Genomic DNA, 18241 nt, shown 5'->3' on the forward strand with positions numbered 1-18241 from the left:
GTTGTGGGGAGGGGTTTCCTCCACCCCCGTCTTCTCAGTCGTCCCCGCCCGCCATCGGCAGGGGGATCAGCTCGTGCGGGGAGGCGGGGCGAACCTGGCCGCGCTCGTTCACCCACTGAACGCCCTCGTCGCGGGCATCGGAGTTGACGAAGGTGCGGAAGCGGGCGAGGCCCGCGGGATCGGCCAGCGTGGCGGCCCACTCGTCGAAGTAGGAATCGACGTGCCCCGCCATCGCGGCGTCGAGGTCGGCGCAGAGGCCCAGCGTGTCGTCCAGGATCACGCCGCGCAGATACTCCACGCCGCCCTCCAGGTTCTCCAGCCAGGCGCTCGTGCGCTGGAGGCGGTCGGCGGTGCGGATATAGAACATCAGGAAGCGGTCAATGGTGCGGATCAGCGTCTCCTCGTCGAGGTCGGCGGCGAGGAGGACCGCGTGCCTGGGCGTCACGCCGCCGTTGCCGCCGACGTACAGGTTCCAGCCCTTCTCGGTGGCGATCACGCCGAAGTCCTTGCCGCGTGCCTCGGCACACTCGCGGGTGCAGCCGGAGACACCCGACTTGAGCTTGTGCGGGCTGCGCAGACCCCGGTACCGCAGTTCGAGCCTGACCGCCAGGCCCGTCGAGTCCTGCACCCCGTAGCGGCACCACGTCTGGCCCACGCAGCTCTTCACCGTCCGCAGGCTCTTGCCGTAGGCGTGACCGCTCTCGAAGCCCGCGGCGATCAGGTCGCCCCAGATCGCGGGGAGGTCGTCGCGCTGGGCGCCCAGCAGGTCGATGCGCTGCCCACCCGTGATCTTGCAGTACAAACCGTACTTCTTGGCGACCGCGCCAATAGCGATGAGGCCGTCCGGGGTGATCTCGCCGCCCGGCACGCGGGGCACGACCGAGTAGGTGCCGTTCTTCTGGATGTTCGCCAGAAAGGCGTCGTTCGTGTCCTGAAGGGGGGCGTGTTCGGCCTTGAGGACATACTCGCCGTGCAGGCTCGCCAGGATGCTCGCCACGGCGGGCTTGCACGTCTCGCAGCCCAGGCCGGTGCCGTGGGCGCCGAGCACTTCGTCCCAGGTGCGGTAGCCCCTCACCCGGATGAGGTCGAGGAGTTCCCGGCGCGAGTGCGGGAAATGTTCGCAGAGGTGGTTGGAGACGATCTCGCCCAGGCGCCGCAGCTCGGTCTGGAGGAGGCCGTGCAGGTTCGGCACGCAGCCGCCGCAGCCCGTCCCCGCCCCGGTGCATTTCTTCAGGCCCGCCACGTCGCGGCAGCCGCCCGAAATAGCCTCCACCAACGTGTTCGTGCGGACGTTCTCGCAGGAGCAGACGAGGGCGTTGGCACTGGTGGGCGGAGCCTCGACACCGGGCGGCGGCACGAGCAACGTCTCGGGCGGGACCGTGAGCGGCGTGCCCGAGAGCGCGAGGTCGAGCAGGTCGCCGTAGCGGGCGGTGTCGCCCACGAGCAGGCCGCCCAGGACGCGGGTGCCGTCCGGGCTGAGGACCAGTTTCGAGTACGTGCCCCGCACGTTGTCGCTCAGGCTGACCGAGCGCGCCTCCGGCGTCTGCCCCTTCGCGTCACCGAAGGAGCCGACCTCGACCCCCAGGAGCTTGAGCTTGGTGCTGAGGTCCGCGCCGGTGAACCGCGCGTCCGTGGGTCCGCTCAGCCCCAGGTCCGCGAGGAGGTTCGCCGCCGCCACCCTCGCCATCGCGTAGCCGGGGGCGACGAGGCCGTACACCCGCCCGCCGTGCAGCGCGCACTCGCCGACCGCGTACACGGCGGGGTCGCTCGTCACGCAGCGGTCGTCGATCTGGACGCCGCCGCGCTCCCCGACTGTGAGGCCGCCCGCGCGGGCGAGATCGTCGCGGGGCCGGATGCCCGCTGAAAAGACGACCAGATCGGTCTCCAGCCGCGAGCCGTCCGCGAAGGCGAGGCCAGTGACGCGCCCGGCGCCGTCCGTGCAGACCTCGCTCGTCGCCCTGGAGACGTGGACGCCGATGCCCATGTCCTCGATGATCCGTTTCAGCAGGGCGCCGCCCTCCGCGTCGAGCTGGGCGGGCATGAGGTGGGGGGCAAACTCGACCACGTGGGTTTCCAGCCCCAGCTTGCCCAGCGCCCCGGCGGCCTCCAGCCCGAGCAGCCCGCCGCCGATCACGGCCCCGACACGTGCAGTCCGGGCGGCTTCCCGGATCGCGTCGAGGTCATCCAAGCTGCGGTACACGAAGCAGCCCGCCGCGTCCCTGCCCGGAATGGGCGGCACGAAGGGGAAGGAGCCGGTGGCGAGGACCAGCGCGTCGTAGGCGAGCGTTTGCTCCCCGGCCCGGCCCGTCACGTTGACGGTGCGGCCTTCCCGGTCCACGGCGGTCGCGCGGCTCCAGGCGATGTTCACCCCCTGCTCCTCATAGCCCTCCGCGGTGGCGAGGGAGAGGTTGGGGCGGTCGTCGTCGAAGTGGGCGCTGAGGCGAACGCGGTCGTAGGCGAGCCGGGTCTCCTCGCTGATCACGGTGACCTTCAGGGCGTCCGGCCCGGCCTGGGCTCGCAGAAGGTCCACCAGCCGGTGGCCGACCATGCCGTTCCCCACGATGACGACGTGGGGACGTTGGTTCTGGGGGGTGCGTTGGGGCATCGGTTCCTCCAGTCGGGCGAATCAGGACAGGTTGCCCGCCGCCACGCCCCCATTGAGCAGGACAAAGTGCAGATTGTCAACAAAATCGGGAAAACTTGACCAGACTTCTCCGCGTATTACCCAGCTACTACCTTCATTCTTGTAATTTGTCTAAAAAATCTTGAACAAAATGCGAATTTGGCCTTGACTCCCCTGACCTTGCCTGCCAAGGTGCGCCCATGCCGAGCGCGCTCCTCCCCAACCGCGACCCGTCCACGCGCGTCGTGCGGACGACCTGTCCGTACTGCGCGGTGCAGTGCAACTTCGACCTGCATGTGGAGAACAACCTGCCCGTCCGGGTCACGCCGACGAAGGAGTGCCCGGTCGCCCGCGGCACCGTCTGCAAGAAGGGCCTCTCCGCGCTGAACGACCTGCGCCACCCCGACCGCCTGACCCAGCCCCTGCTGCGGAAGAACGGCGAACTCGTGCCCGTGGGCTGGCCCGAGGCGCTGGCCTACGTGAGTGACGCCCTGCGCCCGCTCCTCGCCACCCGCCCCGACGCGGTGGGCGTCTTCGGCAGCGGCAGCCTGACGAACGAGAAGGCGTACCTCCTGGGCAAGTTCGCCCGCCTGGCGCTGGGGACCGCGAACATCGACTACAACGGGCGCTACTGCATGGCCTCGGCGGCGACGGCGCTGAGCCGCACGGTGGGCTACGACCGGGGCCTGGGTTTTCCGCTGGGGGACATGGCGACGAGCGACCTGATCCTGCTGGTCGGCGCGAACATCGCCGAGACGCTGCCGCCCATCATGCAGTACCTCAAGTCGGCGCGGGACCGGGGGGCGGCGGTGTACTCCATCGATCCCCGCGCGACCCCGACCGCGAAGGTGGCCGGGCGCCACCTCGCCCTCCGCCCCGGCACCGACGGCGTCCTCGCCCTGGGCCTGCTCCACCTCATGAAGGCGTGGGGCCGCATCCGCCCGACCGCCCCTGCCCACGGCATGCCCGAGGTGCTATCCCAGGCGGACGACTACCCGCCCGCCCGCGTGGCGCACGAGTGCGGCATCGGCGAGGACGAGCTGCTCACTCTGGGCAGGCTCTACGCGGGCGCGCACAAGCCGCTGATCCTGACCGGGCGCGGCCCCGAGCAGCACGCGCACGGCACCGACACCGTGCAGGCGTACCTCAACCTCGCCTTCCTGACCGGGCACTTCGGCAAGCCGGGCGGCGGGTACGGCACCCTGACCGGGCAGGGCAACGGCCAGGGCGGGCGCGAACACGGGCAGAAGGCGGACCAGCTTCCCGGGGCGCGCAGCCTGCGGAACCCCGGGCACCGCGCGGAGATCGCCGCCCTGTGGGGATGCTCACCCGACGCCCTGCCCCAACCCGGCGTGAGCGCCCAAGAACTCCTCAACGCCTGTGGTGAGGAAGGCGGCATCGAGGCCCTGATCGTCCTGGGCTCCAACCCGGTCGTCAGCGCGCCGGGCGCGGGGCAGGTGCGGGAACGGCTCGAAGCCCTGAGGCACCTCATCGTCATCGACTTCCTGCCCAGCGAGACCGCGGGGCTCGCCACCCTCGTCCTCCCCGGCTCCATGTGGTGCGAGGAGGAGGGGACGACCACCAACCTCGAAGGCCGTGTCCAGCGCCGCCGCAAGGCGATCACGGCGCCCGGCGCGGCCCGCGAGGACTGGCGCATCCTGTGCGACCTGGCGGCGGCGGTCGGGCGGCCCTGGGGCTTCACCTACGCCACCTTCCGCGAGCTTCAGGACGAGTTCTTCCGGGCGACGCGGGGCGGCCTCGCCGACTACAGCGGCCTGAGCGCCGAACGCCTCGACCGGGCGAGCGCCCAGTGGCCCGTCCGCAGCGCCGACGGCCCCGACACTCCCTATGCCTACGCGCCGACGTATCCGACGCCGGACGGCCTCGCCAAACTCCACACGCCCAGCTTCCCGCCGCCTCCCGACCACCAGGGGCTCACCCTCACGACGGGTCGGCTGGGCAACCAGTACCAGAGCGGCACCCAGACCCGGCGCAACCCGGCCCTGCGGGCGAGCCTCGAACTTCAGGTCCATCCCGACACGGCCCGCGAGCGTGGCCTGAACCCCGGCGACCTCGCCCGCGTCACCACCCGGCACGGCACCCTCGACCTGCCCGTGGCGCTGAACCCCGGCCTGCGCCCCGACACCTTGTTCATGCCCTTCCACTGGGAGGCGAGCGCGAATCTGCTGACCAGCCCCGACCGGCTCGACCCCCACTCGCGGATGCCCGCCTTCAAGGCGACGCCCGCCACGCTCGCGCCCGTTCCCGTCGCTGTACCCGAAGCTCGGGCCGTCCGACCCGCCCTGCTGGAGGGGGGCGTGCCCGTCTGACCCAGCCCTCTGCCTGCCTGTGTTGGTCCTCACTCCACACCCCATCCCCGAGGTTCCCGCATGACCCAGCACGCCTACCTTCCTCTTCCCGCCCCCGCCCTCTCTGCCGATGCCCGGCGTGTGGTGACCTGGAGTACCCTCGGCTTCACCCTGATGTTCGCCGTGTGGGTGATGTTCTCCATCGTGGGGCTGCCCATCCGCAAGCAGCTCGGGCTGACGGACGCGCAGTTCACGCTGCTCACCGCCATTCCGGTGCTGACGGGCTCGCTGCTGCGCCTCCCCGCCGGGCTGCTGGCCGACCGCTTCGGGGGCAAGGCGACCTTTCTGGCCGTGACGCTGGTGACCGCCGCGTTCTCGCTGGCGCTCTCGTTCGCGTCGGGGTACGGCACGCTGCTCGCGCTCGCCCTGGGGGTGGGCCTGGCGGGCGTGAGCTTCGCGGTGGGGAACGCCTGGATCGCCCAGTGGGCGCCCGCCGCGCGGCAGGGCCTCGCGCTGGGAACCTTCGGGGCGGGGAACGCGGGGGCGAGCATCACCAAGCTGGCCGCGCCCCTGCTCATCACGCTGGTGCCCGCCGGGCTGCTGATTCCGGGTGGGTGGCATTTCGTCCCCTTCGCGTTCGCCCTGCTGCTCGTGCTGTGCGCGCTCCTGACCGCCCGGCTGACCCCCGCCGACGCCGCCACGCGCCCGCAGCGCACCCTCGCCGACTGGCTGCGGCCCCTGGGGAACGTGCAGGTCTGGCGCTTCGGGCTGTACTACGTGGTCTTCTTCGGCGCCTATGTGGCCCTGAGCCTCTTCCTGCCGAAGTATTACGTGGACCACTACGGGCTCCCGCTGGCGGAGGCGGGCCTGCTCACCGCCCTGTTCATCTTTCCGGCGAGCCTGCTGCGGCCCCTCGGCGGCTACCTGAGCGACCGGTTCGGGCCGCGCGGGGTGACGGTCGCCTCCCTCGCGGTCATGCTCCTGGGCCTGCTGCCCCTGACCCATGACCTCCCGCTCGTCACCTTCCTGGGGCTGACCACCGTGGTCGGGGTCGGCATGGGCGTGGGCAAGGCGAGTACGTACACGCTGGTCGCGCGGTGGTATCCCGGCCAGATGGGCGTGGTGGGCGGCTTGGTCGGCCTGCTCGGCGGTCTGGGCGGCTTCATCCTCCCGCTGACCTTCGCGGCGCTGAAGCCCACGCTGGGCGCGCAGGCGGCCTTCATCACCCTGCTCGCGGTGACGTTCGCCAGCGGCGTGGTCTTCGTGGCGAGCATGTTGCGCCTCCGCGCCCTCGGGCGGCGGCCCAGCTTCGCCTGACAGGGACCGGATGCGGGGCGGGGCCGGGTGTTCTTCCCTCCCCGCCCGTTAACCCACTCCTAACGGCCTGGGTGCACAGTGGGGCATGAGAAAGCTCGCCATGACGGTCCTCGCGCTGGGCGCCCTGTGGCCCGCCGCTCTCGCGCAGACGGCCCCCACCGCCCGGACCTGCACCCTCACCCCCGCCGAGACGGAAGGCCCCTACTACACGCCCGGCGCCCCGGCCAGGAGCGACCTCGCCGCCGACGTGAGGACGGGCACGCCGCTCACCGTGAGCGGGCAGGTCCTCGACCAGAACTGCCAGCCCCTGAGGGGCGCGACCGTGGATGTGTGGCAGGCCGACGCCGAGGGCCAGTACGACAACAGCGGGTACACCCTGCGGGGTAAGGTCACGACCGACGCGCGGGGCCGCTACACCTTCCAGACCGTCGTGCCGGGCGAGTATCCGGGCCGCACGCCGCACATCCACGTCAAGGTGACGGCGCCGGGCGGGCGCACGCTGACCACCCAGCTCTATATCCCCGGTCTTGCCAGCAACGCGCGGGACCGCATCTACCAGGCACAGATGCAGCTTCAGAACTACCGCCTCCAGGGCGGCAGGGCCACGGCCACCTACACCTTCGTCGTGCAGAGGTAAAGACGAGGCCAAGGCGGCCTTTAAGGGGCCGGGTCTTGCGCTCCCGCCCGCCGTGCCAGGATGCGGGGGCCGGGTTCCCGGCATCCCACCCCAGCACAGGAGGCGCCCCATGACTGACCCCGGAGACCTTGCCAACACCGACGCCGACGCCCGCGACGACTTCGACCGCACCAAGCGGGTCAATCCCGGCAAGGGGGAGGACCGCCTGGAGGAAGCCCTCCAGCGCAATGACCAGGACGAGGGCCGGATGGCGTCCGAGGACCCCGACCCCCTCGACCAGTAGGACCAGGCTGGACGACCGGCTTCCCGCGGGGGAGGCCGGTTTCCCGTGATGGAAGAACACCGTCCTGCTGGGCGGCGGGAAGTTTCCCTCTCAGGCGACCTCCCGCCGCAAGGGGCCTACTCCACGCCCTCTCCCTCGCGCCGGAAGGCCACCTTCCCGCCCACCACCGTCAGCAGCGGCCAGCCGCGCAGCCACTCGCCCGCCCAGGGGGAGAACTTGGCTTTGCTCCTGAACTCGGCCGGGTTGACCTCCCGCTCCGTTTCGAGGTCCAGCACCACGAGGTCGGCGGGGGCGCCCTCCTCCAGCGTCGGCTCGGGCCAGCCCATCACGCGGGCGGGGGCGGCGGTCATCAGGTCGAGCAGCTTTTCCAGCCCCAGCCGCTCCCCGAGCCGTGTCCACATCAGCGGGAAGGCGAGTTCGATGGACGCGATGCCGAAGGGGGCCTCCAGCAGGTCGCGTTCCTTCTCCGCCCGGGTGTGCGGCGCGTGGTCGGTGGCGAGGCAGTCCACCGTGCCGTCGAGCAGGCCTTCCAGGAGGTGGTCGGCGTCGGTCTGGGTCCGCAGCGGCGGCGCCACCTTGTAGAGCGCGTCGAAGGACCGCAGCGTCTCGTCCGTCAGCGTCAGGTGGTGGGGGCAGACCTCGCAGGTGACGGGCAGGCCGCGCCGTTTGGCCTCCCGCATGAGGTCGAGGGCTCGGGCCGTCGAGAGGTGCTGGACATGCAGCCGCGCCCCCGTCTGCGCCACGATCTCCAGGTCACGGGCGACCCGGGCCGCCTCCGCCGCCGCCGGGTTGCCGGGCAGGCCGAGTTCCTCGGACACCGGCCCCTCGTTCATCACGCCGTCGGCGCGCAGGGAGGCGTCCTCGGCGTGGACGCTCACGACCATGCCGAGCGAGCGGGCGTATTCCAGCCCCAGCCGCAGCACCCGCGCGTTCTCGTTCGTGCGCCCATCGTCGGTGAACATGGCCGCCCCCGCCTCCTTCAGGAAGGCGAGTTCGGCCAGATGCTCGCCCTTCTGCCCCTTGGTGAGGGCGGCGGCGGGCCTGAGGCGAGCGAAGCCCAGCCCCTCTGCCTTCTCAATCAGCGCGCGCACGATGGCCGGATCGTCCACGACCGGCGACGTGTTCGGCATGGAGACGACCGTGCCGTACCCGCCCGCCGCCGCCGCCGCCAGCCCCGAGGCGAGGTCTTCCTTCTCTGTCTGCCCCGGCTCGCGCAGGTGGGCGTGGAGTTCGATCAGGGCGGGTGCGACCGTGCCACCCCGCCCGTCGATCACGTCCCCGAGGTCACCGAGGTTCCAGCCCCGGATGACGCCGTTCTCGACGGTGACGGATTCGAGTTGGTCCGAACCGGGGCGTTTGATGTTGGTGATGGTGAGTTGTGTCATTTCAGTCCCTTGAATGTTGCAGAGGCTCTAGCCTTTTGCTCCTCCCCCTTGAGGGGGGAGGCCGGGAGGGGGTGAGCGGGCACGTCCTGCGGCGCGGTTCGTAAAAGAGGCAGTCCGTCTTGTAGGTACTTAGGCTGCTCGTGCGCCCCCTCACCCCGGCCCTCTCCCACCCGGGGAGAGGGAGAAAACTACTCCCGCCCCACGAGCAGGTGATACAGCACGCTCATCCTGACCGCCTGCCCGTTTTCCACCTGCTGAACGATGCGGCTGCGGGGACCATCGGCCACGTCCGAACTGATCTCCAGGTCGCGGTTCATGGGGCCGGGGTGCAAGGCGATGGCGCCGCTCTCGGCCTCCCGCATCAGGCGCTCGTTGACCTGATAGTGGTCGGCGTACTCCTGAAGGCTGGCGAGGTATCCGGCGTTCATGCGCTCCTGCTGGAGCCGCAGGGCCATAACAGCGTGCGCGCCTCGGACAGCCTCACGGGGGTCGGTAGTCAGCGTCACGCCGGGCAGGGCGGCGAGGTCGGCGGGAAGCAGGGTCGCCGGGCCGCACAGCACGACCCTCGCGCCCAGCTTGGGCAGCAGCTCGGCATTGCTGCGAGCCACCCGCGAGTGCCGCACGTCGCCGATGATGGCGACGGTCTTGCCCTCCAGCGTGCCGAACTCCTGCCGAATGGTGTAGGCGTCCAGTAGCGCCTGGGTGGGGTGCGCCCGCCGCCCGTCGCCCGCGTTGATGACGGGCTTGCCGGAGTAGCGCGCGACGAGGTGCGCCGCGCCCGCCGCGTGGTGCCGCACGACGTAGGCATCCACCTTGTAGGCGGTCAGCACCTCCACCGTGTCGCGCAGGCTCTCGCCTTTGCTCAGGCTGCTCGCGCCCGCCGCAAAAGAAACCACGTCCGCGCTCATGCGCCGGGCGGCGAGTTCGAAGGAGACGCGGGTGCGGGTGGAGTTCTCGAAAAAGGCGGTGCAGACGGTCAGCCCTTGCAGCGCCGGAACCTTCTTCACCGGGCGGTCGAGGACCTGCGCCATCGTGTCGGCGTTGTCGAGCAGGGCGGTCAGGCGCTCGGGCGTCCAGCCGTGGAAATCCAGGAGATGCCGGGGACGGGAGGAGCCTGTCATGGCCGCGACTCCAGGTCGTGCAGTTCCACCACGTCCACGCCGTCCGTCTCGCTGAGCTTGACCTTCACGACCTCCGTGCGGGCGGTCGGGAGGTTCTTCCCCACGTAGTCGGCGCGGATGGGCAGTTCACGGTGCCCCCGGTCCACCAGCACGGCGAGCTGGATGCTCTCGGGACGGCCCAGGTCAATCAGGGCGTCGAGCGCCGCGCGCACCGTGCGCCCGGTGTACAGCACGTCGTCCACGAGCACGACCCGGCGCCGGGCGAGGTCGAAGGGCACCTGCGTCTCGCGGATGATGGGCTGGTGCGCGACTTCCGAGAGGTCGTCGCGGTAGAGGGTGATGTCGAGCCGCCCGGTGGGCACCTGCACGCCCTCCAGCTCGCTCAGCTTCGCCGCCAGCCGCTCGGCGAGCGGAATGCCGCGGGTGTGAATGCCGATCAGGGCGAGGTTCTGCGCGCCCTTGTTGCGCTCCACGATCTCGTGCGCGATGCGGGTCATGGCCCGGCGCACCTCGTCGGCGGTCAGGATGGTGGCCTTGGGGGTCACGCGGCCCCCCCGGCAAAAAAAACGCCGCCCAGCGCGTGCTGTCGGCTCGTCCAATCACGTTGCATCGTCTGCTCCTTCTCCTGCCTCACGGGGCGGGTGCGGCCTCACGGGACCGCTGAGAAAAGGCGGGGCAAGGGGCCCCAGGCCTGGGGGAGTGTACCGCCCGCAGCGTCCCAGGTGAAGGGTCCGCCCATCGCGGCCTCTGTCACCCTTGCTGACACGCACTATCCTTGACAACGAGGCACTCAGGTTTTAAGCTATGAGCAGTTAAGCGGGAGGCCGCGCGAGCCGCCGAACGCTTCCAGTCACAGGAGGTAACGACCGTGATGCGTTTTGATCCTTTCCGCGAGATTGAGGAGCTGACCCAGCGTATGGACCGCGCGTTCGGCAACGGGATGACCACCCAGGGCGCCCGCCTCGCCCCGCCCGTCGACGTCCACGAGGACGAGCAGGGGCTGGAACTGACCCTCGACCTGCCCGGCGTGCAGCCGGACGACATTCAGATCGAGGCCGAGAACCAGACGCTGACCGTTCAGGCCAAGCGCGACTACACCCGGGGCGAGGGCCGCACCGCCCACCGCGTCGAGCGAGCCTACGGCACCTTTATCCGCACCTTCAGCGTGCCCGCGAAGTACGACCTCACCAAGGTCGAGGCCACCTTCGACCATGGCACCCTGACCCTGCGGGTGCCCCGCAGCGAGGCCGCCCAGAAGCGCACCGTCCAGGTCCGCACGGGCGGGCAACTGAACGCCCCGAAGACGGTCGAGGCCGGGCAGAACAGCACGGCCGAGACGCAGGGCGCCGAGAGCACCCAGGGCGCGTAAGCCTCTTTTCAAAGCCAGCTCCCGCCGAGTGATTCCGGCGGGAGCTTTTTTGGCTGAAACCCGGCGGCTCAGGCCAGCACATCGGGGGACAGCTTAGCGGGGTCCAGCGCCCCCGTCATCACCGACACCGTGTCGGCCATGCTCAGCTTCCTGGGATTCACGACCGCCGCCCGGCGCCCCAGCCGCTGGATATGGATGCGGTCGGCGATCTCGAAGACGTGGGGCATGTTGTGGCTGATGATGATGACGGGCAGGCCCTTGTCGCGCACCCGGCGGATCAGGTCGAGCACCATGTTGCCCTCCTTGACCCCCAGCGCGGCGGTGGGCTCGTCCATGATGACCACGTGCCGGGCGAAGGCCGCGCTGCGCGCCACCGCCACGCCCTGCCGCTGCCCGCCCGAGAGCGTCTCGACCGGCTGCGTCATGGAGCGGATGGAGAACTGGAGGGTCTTCATGTGCTCGGTCGCCTCGTGCAGCATCCGCTTCTTGTCGATCAGGCGCAGCATCCGCCCCAGGGTCCCGCCCCGGTAGATCTCGCGGCCCAGGAAGAGGTTTTCCGCGATGGTCATGGCTGGTGCCACGGCGAGGTCCTGATACACGGTCTCGATACCCTGCCGCCGCGCGTCGATGGGGCTGCGGAAGTTCACGGGCTTGCCGTCGAGGAAGATCTGGCCGCTGTCGGGCACCACCGCGCCGGAAAGCGCCTTGATCAGGCTCGACTTGCCCGCCCCGTTGTCCCCGATCACCGCCAGGATTTCCCCATTCCGCAGCTCGAAGTCGGTCCCGTCGAGGGCCGTCACGTGGCCGTAGCGTTTGACGAGCTGCCGCGCCTCGAAGACGGTGGGGCTGGGCGGCATGGGTACAGCGGGGGCCGGGTAGGTGTGCATGTCCTCCATACCGTTACGCCTTCTTCCGCGAGAGCTGGTCCACCGCGACTGCCAGGATGGTCAGCACGCCGGTGATGATGTACTGGTACACCGAGGGCACGCCCATCAGGGTCAGGCCGTTGGTGAACACGCCGACGATCAGGGCGCCCAGCAGCGTCCCCACGATGGCCCCCCGCCCGCCGAAGAGGCTGGTGCCGCCCAGCACGACGGCGGTGATGGACGCCAGCGCCTCGGTCTGCCCGGCGTTGGGGTCGCCCACGCCCGTGCGTGCGGTGAGCAGCAGCGCGGCGATGCCGTAGGTCAGCCCGGCGAGCGTATAGACCAGCAGGATCACCCGGTTCGTCGGAATGCCCGTCAGGCGCGCGGCCTCGGGGTTGTTGCCGACCGCGTAGAGGTGGCGCCCCGGCCCCGTCTGGGTCAGGATGAGGTGGGTCAGCAGGTACAGCAGCAGCATCAGCACCGTGCCGTAGGTCCAGGTCGTCGCCCCGACGCGGAAGGTGGAGCCGAAGAAGTTGAGGGGATCCGGCAGGTTCGACACCGTCTCCGAGCGCGAGTAGACCTGGGTGGCCCCGAACACGATGCCGTACATGCCCAGCGTCACGATGAAGGGGGGCAGCCGCAGCCGGGTGATCAGCAGGCCGTTGAGCCAGCCGACAAAGGTGGTGGCGAACAGGCCCAGCCCGATCGAGAGGTACGGGTTGAGGCCCGAGTTTACCGCCAGCCGGGTCATCACCACGCCGCCCAGCGCCATGATCACGCCCGCCGCGAGGTCGATGCCCGCCGTCAGGATGATCAGCGTCTGCCCGATGGCGAGCACCGCCACATAGGAGACCTGCTGGAAGATCAGCGAGAAGTTCTGGGCGCTCAGGAAGCGGTCGGACTGGGTGGAGAAGAAGATGATGGCGAGCGCCAGCGCGATCAGCGGCCCCAGGATGGCGACGCTGGGCATCCGTTCGCGCAGGGTGAGGCGGTCGGGGGCCTTGGTGAGGGAGGGGGGAGTGGTGGTCATCCGGCGGGGTCCTTTCGGGGGCAGAGTCCTCTGGGGCGGTGCGTTCAACCGGGGAAGGCCCGCGCGAGCAGACCTTCCCCGGGCGCGTCAGCCGCTCCTCGCGCGGCTTAGCGGCTCACTTGCCCCAGCAGTTGGCGAGGCCGTACTGCACGTTCCTGCTGGGCACGCCGGGGGCGGCCTTGGCCGCGATCAGGGTGACGCCGGTGTCGGTGTAGCCGCTCTTGACCTTCTTGCCGGTCTTGGCGTACTGCACGCCCGCCTCGACGCCCATCGCCGCCATCTTCAGCGGGTACTGCTGGCTCGTCGCCGCGAAGACGCCGCTCTGCACCCCGCGCACGCCGTTGCAGCCGCCGTCCACCGAGACGATCATCACGTCCTTCTCCTTGCCCGCGTTCTTCAGGGCCTGGTAGGCGCCGTAGCCCGAGGGCTCGTTGATCGTGTACACGAGGTTGATGTCGGGGTTTTTCTGGAGGCAGTTCTCCATCGCGGTCTGCCCCTTGGCCTGGTCGCCGAAGCCGTCTTGCGAGCACACCACGACCCCGCCCGACACCTGGGTCGTCAGCTTGTCGGTGATGGCCTGACCGTTATTCTTCACGCCCAGCCCCGCCAGGAAGCCGTTGTGGCGCAGCACGCCCACCGCCGCCCCCGGGAAGAGGTCGATGGTGGCGACCTTGAGGGGCTTACTCCCCATCATCGCCTTCGCGTAGCGCCCGATCAGCACGCCCGCCTGGAAGTTGTTGGTGGCGAAGAGCGCGTCCACCGCGCTGGGAGGGTCGGTCGGCGAGTCGAGGGCGATCACCTGCACGCCCTGCGCCCGCGCCTTCTGAATCGCGGGCACGATGGCCCGGGCGTCGCTGGGGGTGATCAGGATGGTCTTGGCGCCCGCGCCCACCATGTTCTCGATGGCGGCGACCTGCCCGGCGTTGTCGCCGTCCGACTTGCCCGCCGCCGTGAGCAGCCTCGCCCCGAGCTTGCTGGCCTGCTGCTGGGCGCCCTCCTTCATCTTCACGAAGAAGGGGTTGGTGTCCGTCTTCGTGATGAGCCCCACGACAGGCTGATTGCCCTGCGCGAGCGCGAGCCCGAGGACAGTGGCGGCGGCGAGCGAGGCGGTCACGATCTTGGAAGGGGTACGCATGGTCTTCTCCTGGGGGAATGGGGGCGGAGGGCCGGGGGCGGACAGGAAGGGAAGGCGCGGGGGTCAGGGGCCGGGCATGGGGCGGGCCTCCAGCCGGTGAGGGACAGGTTGGACGACTTCGGGGCTCTGCCGGGGGCTCATGCGGAACCCGCCGTCTGGGAGAGGGGCCGCCCCGCGGGGGGAGGCGCCACCGAGTCCCGCTCGATAAGGGTGGTCTGGAGCCGCACGGAGGTCGGCACGGGTTCGCCCGCCAGCCGCGCGAGCAGGGTCTGGCAGGCCAGCGCCCCCAGCTCGTAGGCGGGCTGCGCGACCACCGTGAGGGCGGGGAGGATCGTCTGCGCCCAGCGCGAGTCGTCGAAGCCCACGAGGGAGAGGTCCCCGGGCAGGCGCAGGCCCAGGTCGCGGGTGGCGAGGACGGCGCCCACCGTCATCTCGTTGTTGCCGACAAACAGCGCGGTGGGGCGCTCGGCGGGGGGCAGGGTGAGCAGGGTGTGGGCGGCGGCGCGCCCGCCCGCCTCGCGGTGATCGCCGGGCAGCACGAGTTCGGGGCGGTAGGGGAGCCCCGCCTCCAGCAGCGCCCGGCGGTAGCCCTCGTGCCGCTCGACGGCGGTGGAGATGTCCAGCCGCCCCACGATCATCCCGATGCGGCGGTGCCCCAGCGCGGCGAGGTGCGTGACCGCCCGGTACGCGCCGACCTCGTTGTCCACCATCACCGTGTAGGCGCCCGCCCGCCCGCTCGCCCGGTCGAGTTCGACCACGGGCAGCCCCGGCAGCAGGTCCAGGTTGCGGTGGGTGGCGGGCGTGGGCACCACGATCAGGCCCTGCGGCAGGTGCCCGCGCAGCGTCTCGAAGGCCCGGCGCTCCTTGGCGGGCTCCTCGTCGGTGTTGAACATCAGCAGCGTGTAGCCCTGCGCGTCCGCCACGTCCTGCACCGCCTTGGCGAGCGTGGCGTGAAAGGCGTTGAGGATGTCGGTGATCACCAGCCCCAGGGCGCGGCTCCCGCGCTGGCGCAGGCTGCGGGCGAGCACGTTGGGCTGATACCCCAGCGTCCGCGCCGCCTCCCGCACCCGCTCCCGGGTCGCCTCGGCCACGAGTTCCGGCCGCGAGAGCGCCCGCGACGCGGTGGCGGGGGAAACCCCGGCGAGTTTGGCAACATCCTCCAGTCCAGTCATGCAATCGTTTCCATTTCTGAGAGAGGGACGAGGTGGGCCACGGGAGTCCCGCGCTTGCGCGGCCCATCGGGGACAGGAAGGGGGTGCAGTGGCCTGGCTTCGGCCGAACTGCAATCGATTTCAGTCCTTGATGGGAGCAGTGTCAGTCATTCTGTGAAGAATGTCAAGGCCCCGCTTTGAACCCGGCGGGAAGGCCGGATTGGGGGGAGGAGCAGGCGGGAGTCGGCGGCCCTGCGCTAGCCTGCCCCCGATGGGCACCCTCCTCTCCGCCAAAGCCGTGACCGTGACGTTCGGGGAGCGGGCCGTGCTGGCGGATGTGTCGCTCTCGGTCGGGACGGGGGAGCGGCTGGCGCTGCTGGGCCGCAACGGGGCGGGCAAGACCACCCTGCTGCGCGTCCTGACCGGCGACCTCGTGCCCGAGGAGGGGACGGTCTGGCGGGCACCCGGACTGCGGATGGCCGTGCTGGAGCAGCACCACGCGCATCCGCCCGGCCTCACGGTGCGGGAGCTGGTGGACGCGGCGCACCCCTACCGCGACCTGGAGGCGGAACTCCTCGCGCTGGAGGCGAACCTGGGGAATCCCGAGACGCTGGCGGCCTGGGCGGCGCTCCACGCCCGGCTGGAGGACGCCCAGGCCTACACCTGGCCCGCCCGCACCGCCCGGGTGCTGGGGATGCTCGACCTCACGCGCTTTCTGAACCGCGAGGCGGCGACCCTCTCCGGCGGGGAGCGCACCCGGCTGGCCCTCGCGCTGGCGCTGGCCCGCGAACCGGACCTGCTGCTCCTCGACGAGCCCACCAACCACCTCGACATCCGCATGCGCGAGTGGCTGGAGGGCTGGCTGCGCGACTTCCGGGGCGGGGTGGTGCTGACCAGCCACGACCGCGACTTCCTGGACGTGGTGGCGGGGCGCAGCCTGTGGCTGGAGAATGGGGAGGGAACCGAATATGTCGGCGGCTACTCCCGCGCCCGCGCCCAACGCGACCTCGAACGCCGCACCCAGGAACGCGCCTCTCGCCTGGGTCAGCGGGAGGCCCAGCGCCTCGTGGGGAGCGCCGAGCGGCTCGACGAGTGGGGCCGCCGCTCCCGCGCGGTGAGGACCCGGGCCGAGCGCGTTCACCTTCCCGAGGCCCCCCTCCCCGAGCGGCAGATTCGGATGCGGCTGCTGGCGGGCACGGCGCGGGCGAGGCTCGTGTCCTGGGGCGAACACCTCTCCAAGACGTACGGCAATCGAGTGGTCCTGCGGGGCGTGGCCTTCAAGCTGCGGCAGGGGGACCGGGTGGCGCTGATGGGGGCGAACGGCACGGGCAAGACCACGCTGATGCGCCTCCTCGCCGGGGACCTCCACCCCGATCCCGGCCCGCCCGAGCCCGTGCTGCGCGTGGCGAATGGGGTCACCGTCGCCAGCCTCGACCAGACCTGGCACGGCCTGACGCCCGGCGAGGGGCTGCGGGCACAGTTCGAGCGGCGGTTCGGGGAGCGGGCGAACGCGCTGCTGGGACGCGCGGGGTTTAGGGCTGATGATTGGGCCAAGACGCCCGAGGTGCTGAGCGGCGGCGAGCGGGCGCGGGCGGGCCTCGCGTTCGTGAGCGCCCTGCGCGCCGATCTGCTGCTCCTCGACGAGCCGACGAACCACCTCGACGTGGAGGCGCTGCTCGCGCTGGAGGCGGCCGTCCACGCCTACGGCGGCGCGGTCGTGATCGTCACCCACGACCGCCGCTTCGCCCGCGAGGTCGCCAACCGCCTGTGGGTGATCGAGGACGGCACCCTGCGTGAGCCCCACGGCTGGGGGTCCCGCGAGTACAGCGACCCGGCCCGCATCCTCACGGGCGATCCCCCCCCGCCCCCGCCGCCCCCCACCCCCCGTCAGCGCCTCGTGTCCATCGAGGCGCAACTCGCGGATGTGCGCCGCCAGCTCGACGCCCCACCCGGCACTCTCAGCGGGCGAGAGGAGGCCCGGCTGCGGGCTCAGTCGCATCAGCTTCAGACGCACCTGTACGGCCTGTACGGGGAAGCCTACGCCACGCCCCAGTTCGACGCCCAGGTTCGAGAGCCGCCGCTCACGGTCCGCGCGCAGAGGCTCGGCGAGCGCGGCGGCATGTTCTGGGCCGCCCGCGACGAGACGTGCCCCCACCTCGCCTGGGACGGGGAGACGCTGCGCTTTTCCGAGGCGCCGCCGGGCTGGTACGGCGCGGCGCTCCTCGGCGGGGCCCTCCGCATCCTGTTCGAGCGTTGGAACGTGGGCCGGGCGCGGCTGGGCGAGGGCGGCCCGGTGCTGATGCGGCGGGCGTACTTCGAGCGGACCGGGGTGGTGGGGCACCGTCAGGGGTAGGTGGGAGGTGGGTCAGGGCGAGCGCCCCAGTTCCTTTTCCGGCATGCAGGAGAACGGGCCCTGGCTGTTCCCACTGCCCACCCCCCACTCCCCGCCTCCCCGCTATACTCCCCGGCATGGAAGATCTGATCAGGGGCCGAGTCGGCGGCGCGGACGGGTACGCCGTGCGCTGCGCCATCGACGGCGACCGCATCTCGGGCCGCGCGGGTGGCAGGCTGTACGGCAAGGACATCGAGCTGGAGATCACCGAGCGCGGCGTGCAGGGCACCGTCGGCGACGAGCCTGTGCGCATCGAGCTGGAGGAGGGCGAGCTGCGCGGCCAGGTGGGCAACCAGAAGCTCGTGCTGCGCGGGGTGGACCGGGTGACCGGCTTTCTCGGCGAACCCATCGTGGGCTGGAACGTCGTGGCCCAGCAGCAGGGCGAGAAGCTCCAGGGCCAGCTCGGCAGCACGGTCCTCGGGCGCCCCTTCGAACTCTCCTTGGGCACCGCGCCGGGCTGGGTGGGCACCCTCGTCGCCGTGGTCGCCTTCTACGCGCTGGAGCCCCGGGCGAGCGCGACGGTGGGGCGGTAGGAAGCGGTCAGCGATCAGCAAAAGAAGAAAGAGACGCCCTGGCTCATGCTGGGGCGCCTCTCTTTCTGATGGCTGACCACTGAAAGCTGA

The 18241-nt window shown here is 70.9% G+C and carries 15 protein-coding genes; 7 read left to right on the forward strand and 8 right to left on the reverse strand.

Annotated features, from left to right (window positions below):
• Positions 1–34: 34 nt before the first annotated feature.
• Positions 35–2605: a nitrite reductase large subunit NirB gene (nirB, locus tag DAERI_RS01435; protein ID WP_103127692.1), complete on the reverse strand. Its 2571-nt coding sequence runs from the start codon at positions 2603–2605 to the stop codon at positions 35–37.
• Between the two features lie 218 nt (positions 2606–2823).
• Here nirB and DAERI_RS01440 point away from each other — a divergent pair, with 218 nt between their 5' ends.
• From DAERI_RS01440 to DAERI_RS22190, 4 genes are all read left to right on the forward strand, one after another.
• Complete coding sequence (locus DAERI_RS01440; RefSeq protein WP_103127693.1) at positions 2824–4953, forward strand: molybdopterin oxidoreductase family protein; 2130 nt, start codon at positions 2824–2826, stop codon at positions 4951–4953.
• A 60-nt stretch (positions 4954–5013) separates the two neighbouring features.
• On the forward strand, positions 5014–6249 hold the full coding sequence (locus DAERI_RS01445) for an MFS transporter (protein WP_103127694.1): 1236 nt from the start codon (positions 5014–5016) through the stop codon (positions 6247–6249).
• Positions 6250–6334: 85 nt separating this feature from the next.
• Positions 6335–6886 (forward strand): dioxygenase family protein, encoded by a 552-nt coding sequence (locus DAERI_RS01450; protein WP_103127695.1) that lies wholly within the window; start codon positions 6335–6337, stop codon positions 6884–6886.
• Between the two features lie 109 nt (positions 6887–6995).
• On the forward strand, positions 6996–7169 hold the full coding sequence (locus DAERI_RS22190; RefSeq protein ID WP_165794027.1) for a hypothetical protein: 174 nt from the start codon (positions 6996–6998) through the stop codon (positions 7167–7169).
• A 116-nt stretch (positions 7170–7285) separates the two neighbouring features.
• On the opposite strand, the gene DAERI_RS01455 is transcribed toward DAERI_RS22190, so the two are convergent.
• From DAERI_RS01455 to pyrR, 3 genes are all read right to left on the reverse strand, one after another.
• Entirely contained in the window at positions 7286–8554 is a 1269-nt protein-coding gene (locus DAERI_RS01455; RefSeq protein WP_103127696.1) for a dihydroorotase, read from the reverse strand.
• Between the two features lie 188 nt (positions 8555–8742).
• Entirely contained in the window at positions 8743–9675 is a 933-nt protein-coding gene (locus DAERI_RS01460; protein ID WP_103127697.1) for an aspartate carbamoyltransferase catalytic subunit, read from the reverse strand.
• Entirely contained in the window at positions 9672–10220 is a 549-nt protein-coding gene (pyrR, locus tag DAERI_RS01465) for a bifunctional pyr operon transcriptional regulator/uracil phosphoribosyltransferase PyrR (protein WP_103127698.1), read from the reverse strand. The genes DAERI_RS01460 and pyrR overlap by 4 nt, the downstream gene beginning before the upstream one ends.
• A gap of 323 nt (positions 10221–10543) precedes the next feature.
• Between pyrR and DAERI_RS01470 the strand changes: the two genes are divergently transcribed.
• Entirely contained in the window at positions 10544–11044 is a 501-nt protein-coding gene (locus DAERI_RS01470) for an Hsp20/alpha crystallin family protein (protein WP_165794028.1), read from the forward strand.
• 68 nt (positions 11045–11112) lie between these two features.
• On the opposite strand, the gene DAERI_RS01475 is transcribed toward DAERI_RS01470, so the two are convergent.
• The 4 genes from DAERI_RS01475 to DAERI_RS01490 form a co-directional block, all read right to left on the reverse strand.
• Positions 11113–11931 carry an ATP-binding cassette domain-containing protein gene (locus DAERI_RS01475; RefSeq protein ID WP_165794029.1) on the reverse strand — a complete coding sequence of 273 codons (819 nt, stop codon included), beginning with the start codon at positions 11929–11931 and terminating at the stop codon, positions 11113–11115.
• 13 nt (positions 11932–11944) lie between these two features.
• Positions 11945–12940 (reverse strand): ABC transporter permease, encoded by a 996-nt coding sequence (locus DAERI_RS01480; protein ID WP_201262694.1) that lies wholly within the window; start codon positions 12938–12940, stop codon positions 11945–11947.
• A 115-nt stretch (positions 12941–13055) separates the two neighbouring features.
• Entirely contained in the window at positions 13056–14075 is a 1020-nt protein-coding gene (locus DAERI_RS01485; RefSeq protein WP_103127701.1) for a sugar ABC transporter substrate-binding protein, read from the reverse strand.
• Between the two features lie 137 nt (positions 14076–14212).
• Complete coding sequence (locus tag DAERI_RS01490) at positions 14213–15247, reverse strand: LacI family DNA-binding transcriptional regulator (protein WP_103127702.1); 1035 nt, start codon at positions 15245–15247, stop codon at positions 14213–14215.
• Positions 15248–15497: 250 nt separating this feature from the next.
• On the opposite strand from DAERI_RS01490, the gene DAERI_RS01495 reads away from it, so the two are divergent.
• Together DAERI_RS01495 and DAERI_RS01500 are read left to right on the forward strand one after the other, a co-directional pair.
• Positions 15498–17579 (forward strand): ABC-F family ATP-binding cassette domain-containing protein, encoded by a 2082-nt coding sequence (locus DAERI_RS01495; protein ID WP_103127703.1) that lies wholly within the window; start codon positions 15498–15500, stop codon positions 17577–17579.
• Between the two features lie 116 nt (positions 17580–17695).
• On the forward strand, positions 17696–18151 hold the full coding sequence (locus tag DAERI_RS01500) for a hypothetical protein (RefSeq protein ID WP_103127704.1): 456 nt from the start codon (positions 17696–17698) through the stop codon (positions 18149–18151).
• Positions 18152–18241: the final 90 nt, after the last annotated feature.

Origin of the sequence: Deinococcus aerius, assembly GCF_002897375.1 — a bacterium.
In the GTDB taxonomy this organism is placed as follows: Bacteria; Deinococcota; Deinococci; order Deinococcales; family Deinococcaceae; genus Deinococcus; species Deinococcus aerius.

Bases quoted from the DNA above. Each gene is read 5' to 3' on its own strand.
- DAERI_RS01445 (WP_103127694.1), top strand. From the start codon at position 5,014: ATGACCCAGCACGCCTACCTTCCTCTTCCCGCCCCCGCCCTCTCTGCC.
- DAERI_RS01500 (WP_103127704.1), top strand. From the start codon at position 17,696: ATGGAAGATCTGATCAGGGGCCGAGTCGGCGGCGCGGACGGGTACGCC.
- DAERI_RS01480 (WP_201262694.1), bottom strand. From the start codon at position 12,940: ATGACCACCACTCCCCCCTCCCTCACCAAGGCCCCCGACCGCCTCACC.
- DAERI_RS01490 (WP_103127702.1), bottom strand. From the start codon at position 15,247: ATGACTGGACTGGAGGATGTTGCCAAACTCGCCGGGGTTTCCCCCGCC.
- DAERI_RS01475 (WP_165794029.1), bottom strand. From the start codon at position 11,931: ATGCACACCTACCCGGCCCCCGCTGTACCCATGCCGCCCAGCCCCACC.
- nirB (WP_103127692.1), bottom strand. From the start codon at position 2,605: ATGCCCCAACGCACCCCCCAGAACCAACGTCCCCACGTCGTCATCGTG.
- DAERI_RS01455 (WP_103127696.1), bottom strand. From the start codon at position 8,554: ATGACACAACTCACCATCACCAACATCAAACGCCCCGGTTCGGACCAA.
- DAERI_RS01485 (WP_103127701.1), bottom strand. From the start codon at position 14,075: ATGCGTACCCCTTCCAAGATCGTGACCGCCTCGCTCGCCGCCGCCACT.
- DAERI_RS01460 (WP_103127697.1), bottom strand. From the start codon at position 9,675: ATGACAGGCTCCTCCCGTCCCCGGCATCTCCTGGATTTCCACGGCTGG.
- DAERI_RS01495 (WP_103127703.1), top strand. From the start codon at position 15,498: ATGGGCACCCTCCTCTCCGCCAAAGCCGTGACCGTGACGTTCGGGGAG.
- DAERI_RS01450 (WP_103127695.1), top strand. From the start codon at position 6,335: ATGAGAAAGCTCGCCATGACGGTCCTCGCGCTGGGCGCCCTGTGGCCC.
- DAERI_RS01440 (WP_103127693.1), top strand. From the start codon at position 2,824: ATGCCGAGCGCGCTCCTCCCCAACCGCGACCCGTCCACGCGCGTCGTG.
- DAERI_RS22190 (WP_165794027.1), top strand. From the start codon at position 6,996: ATGACTGACCCCGGAGACCTTGCCAACACCGACGCCGACGCCCGCGAC.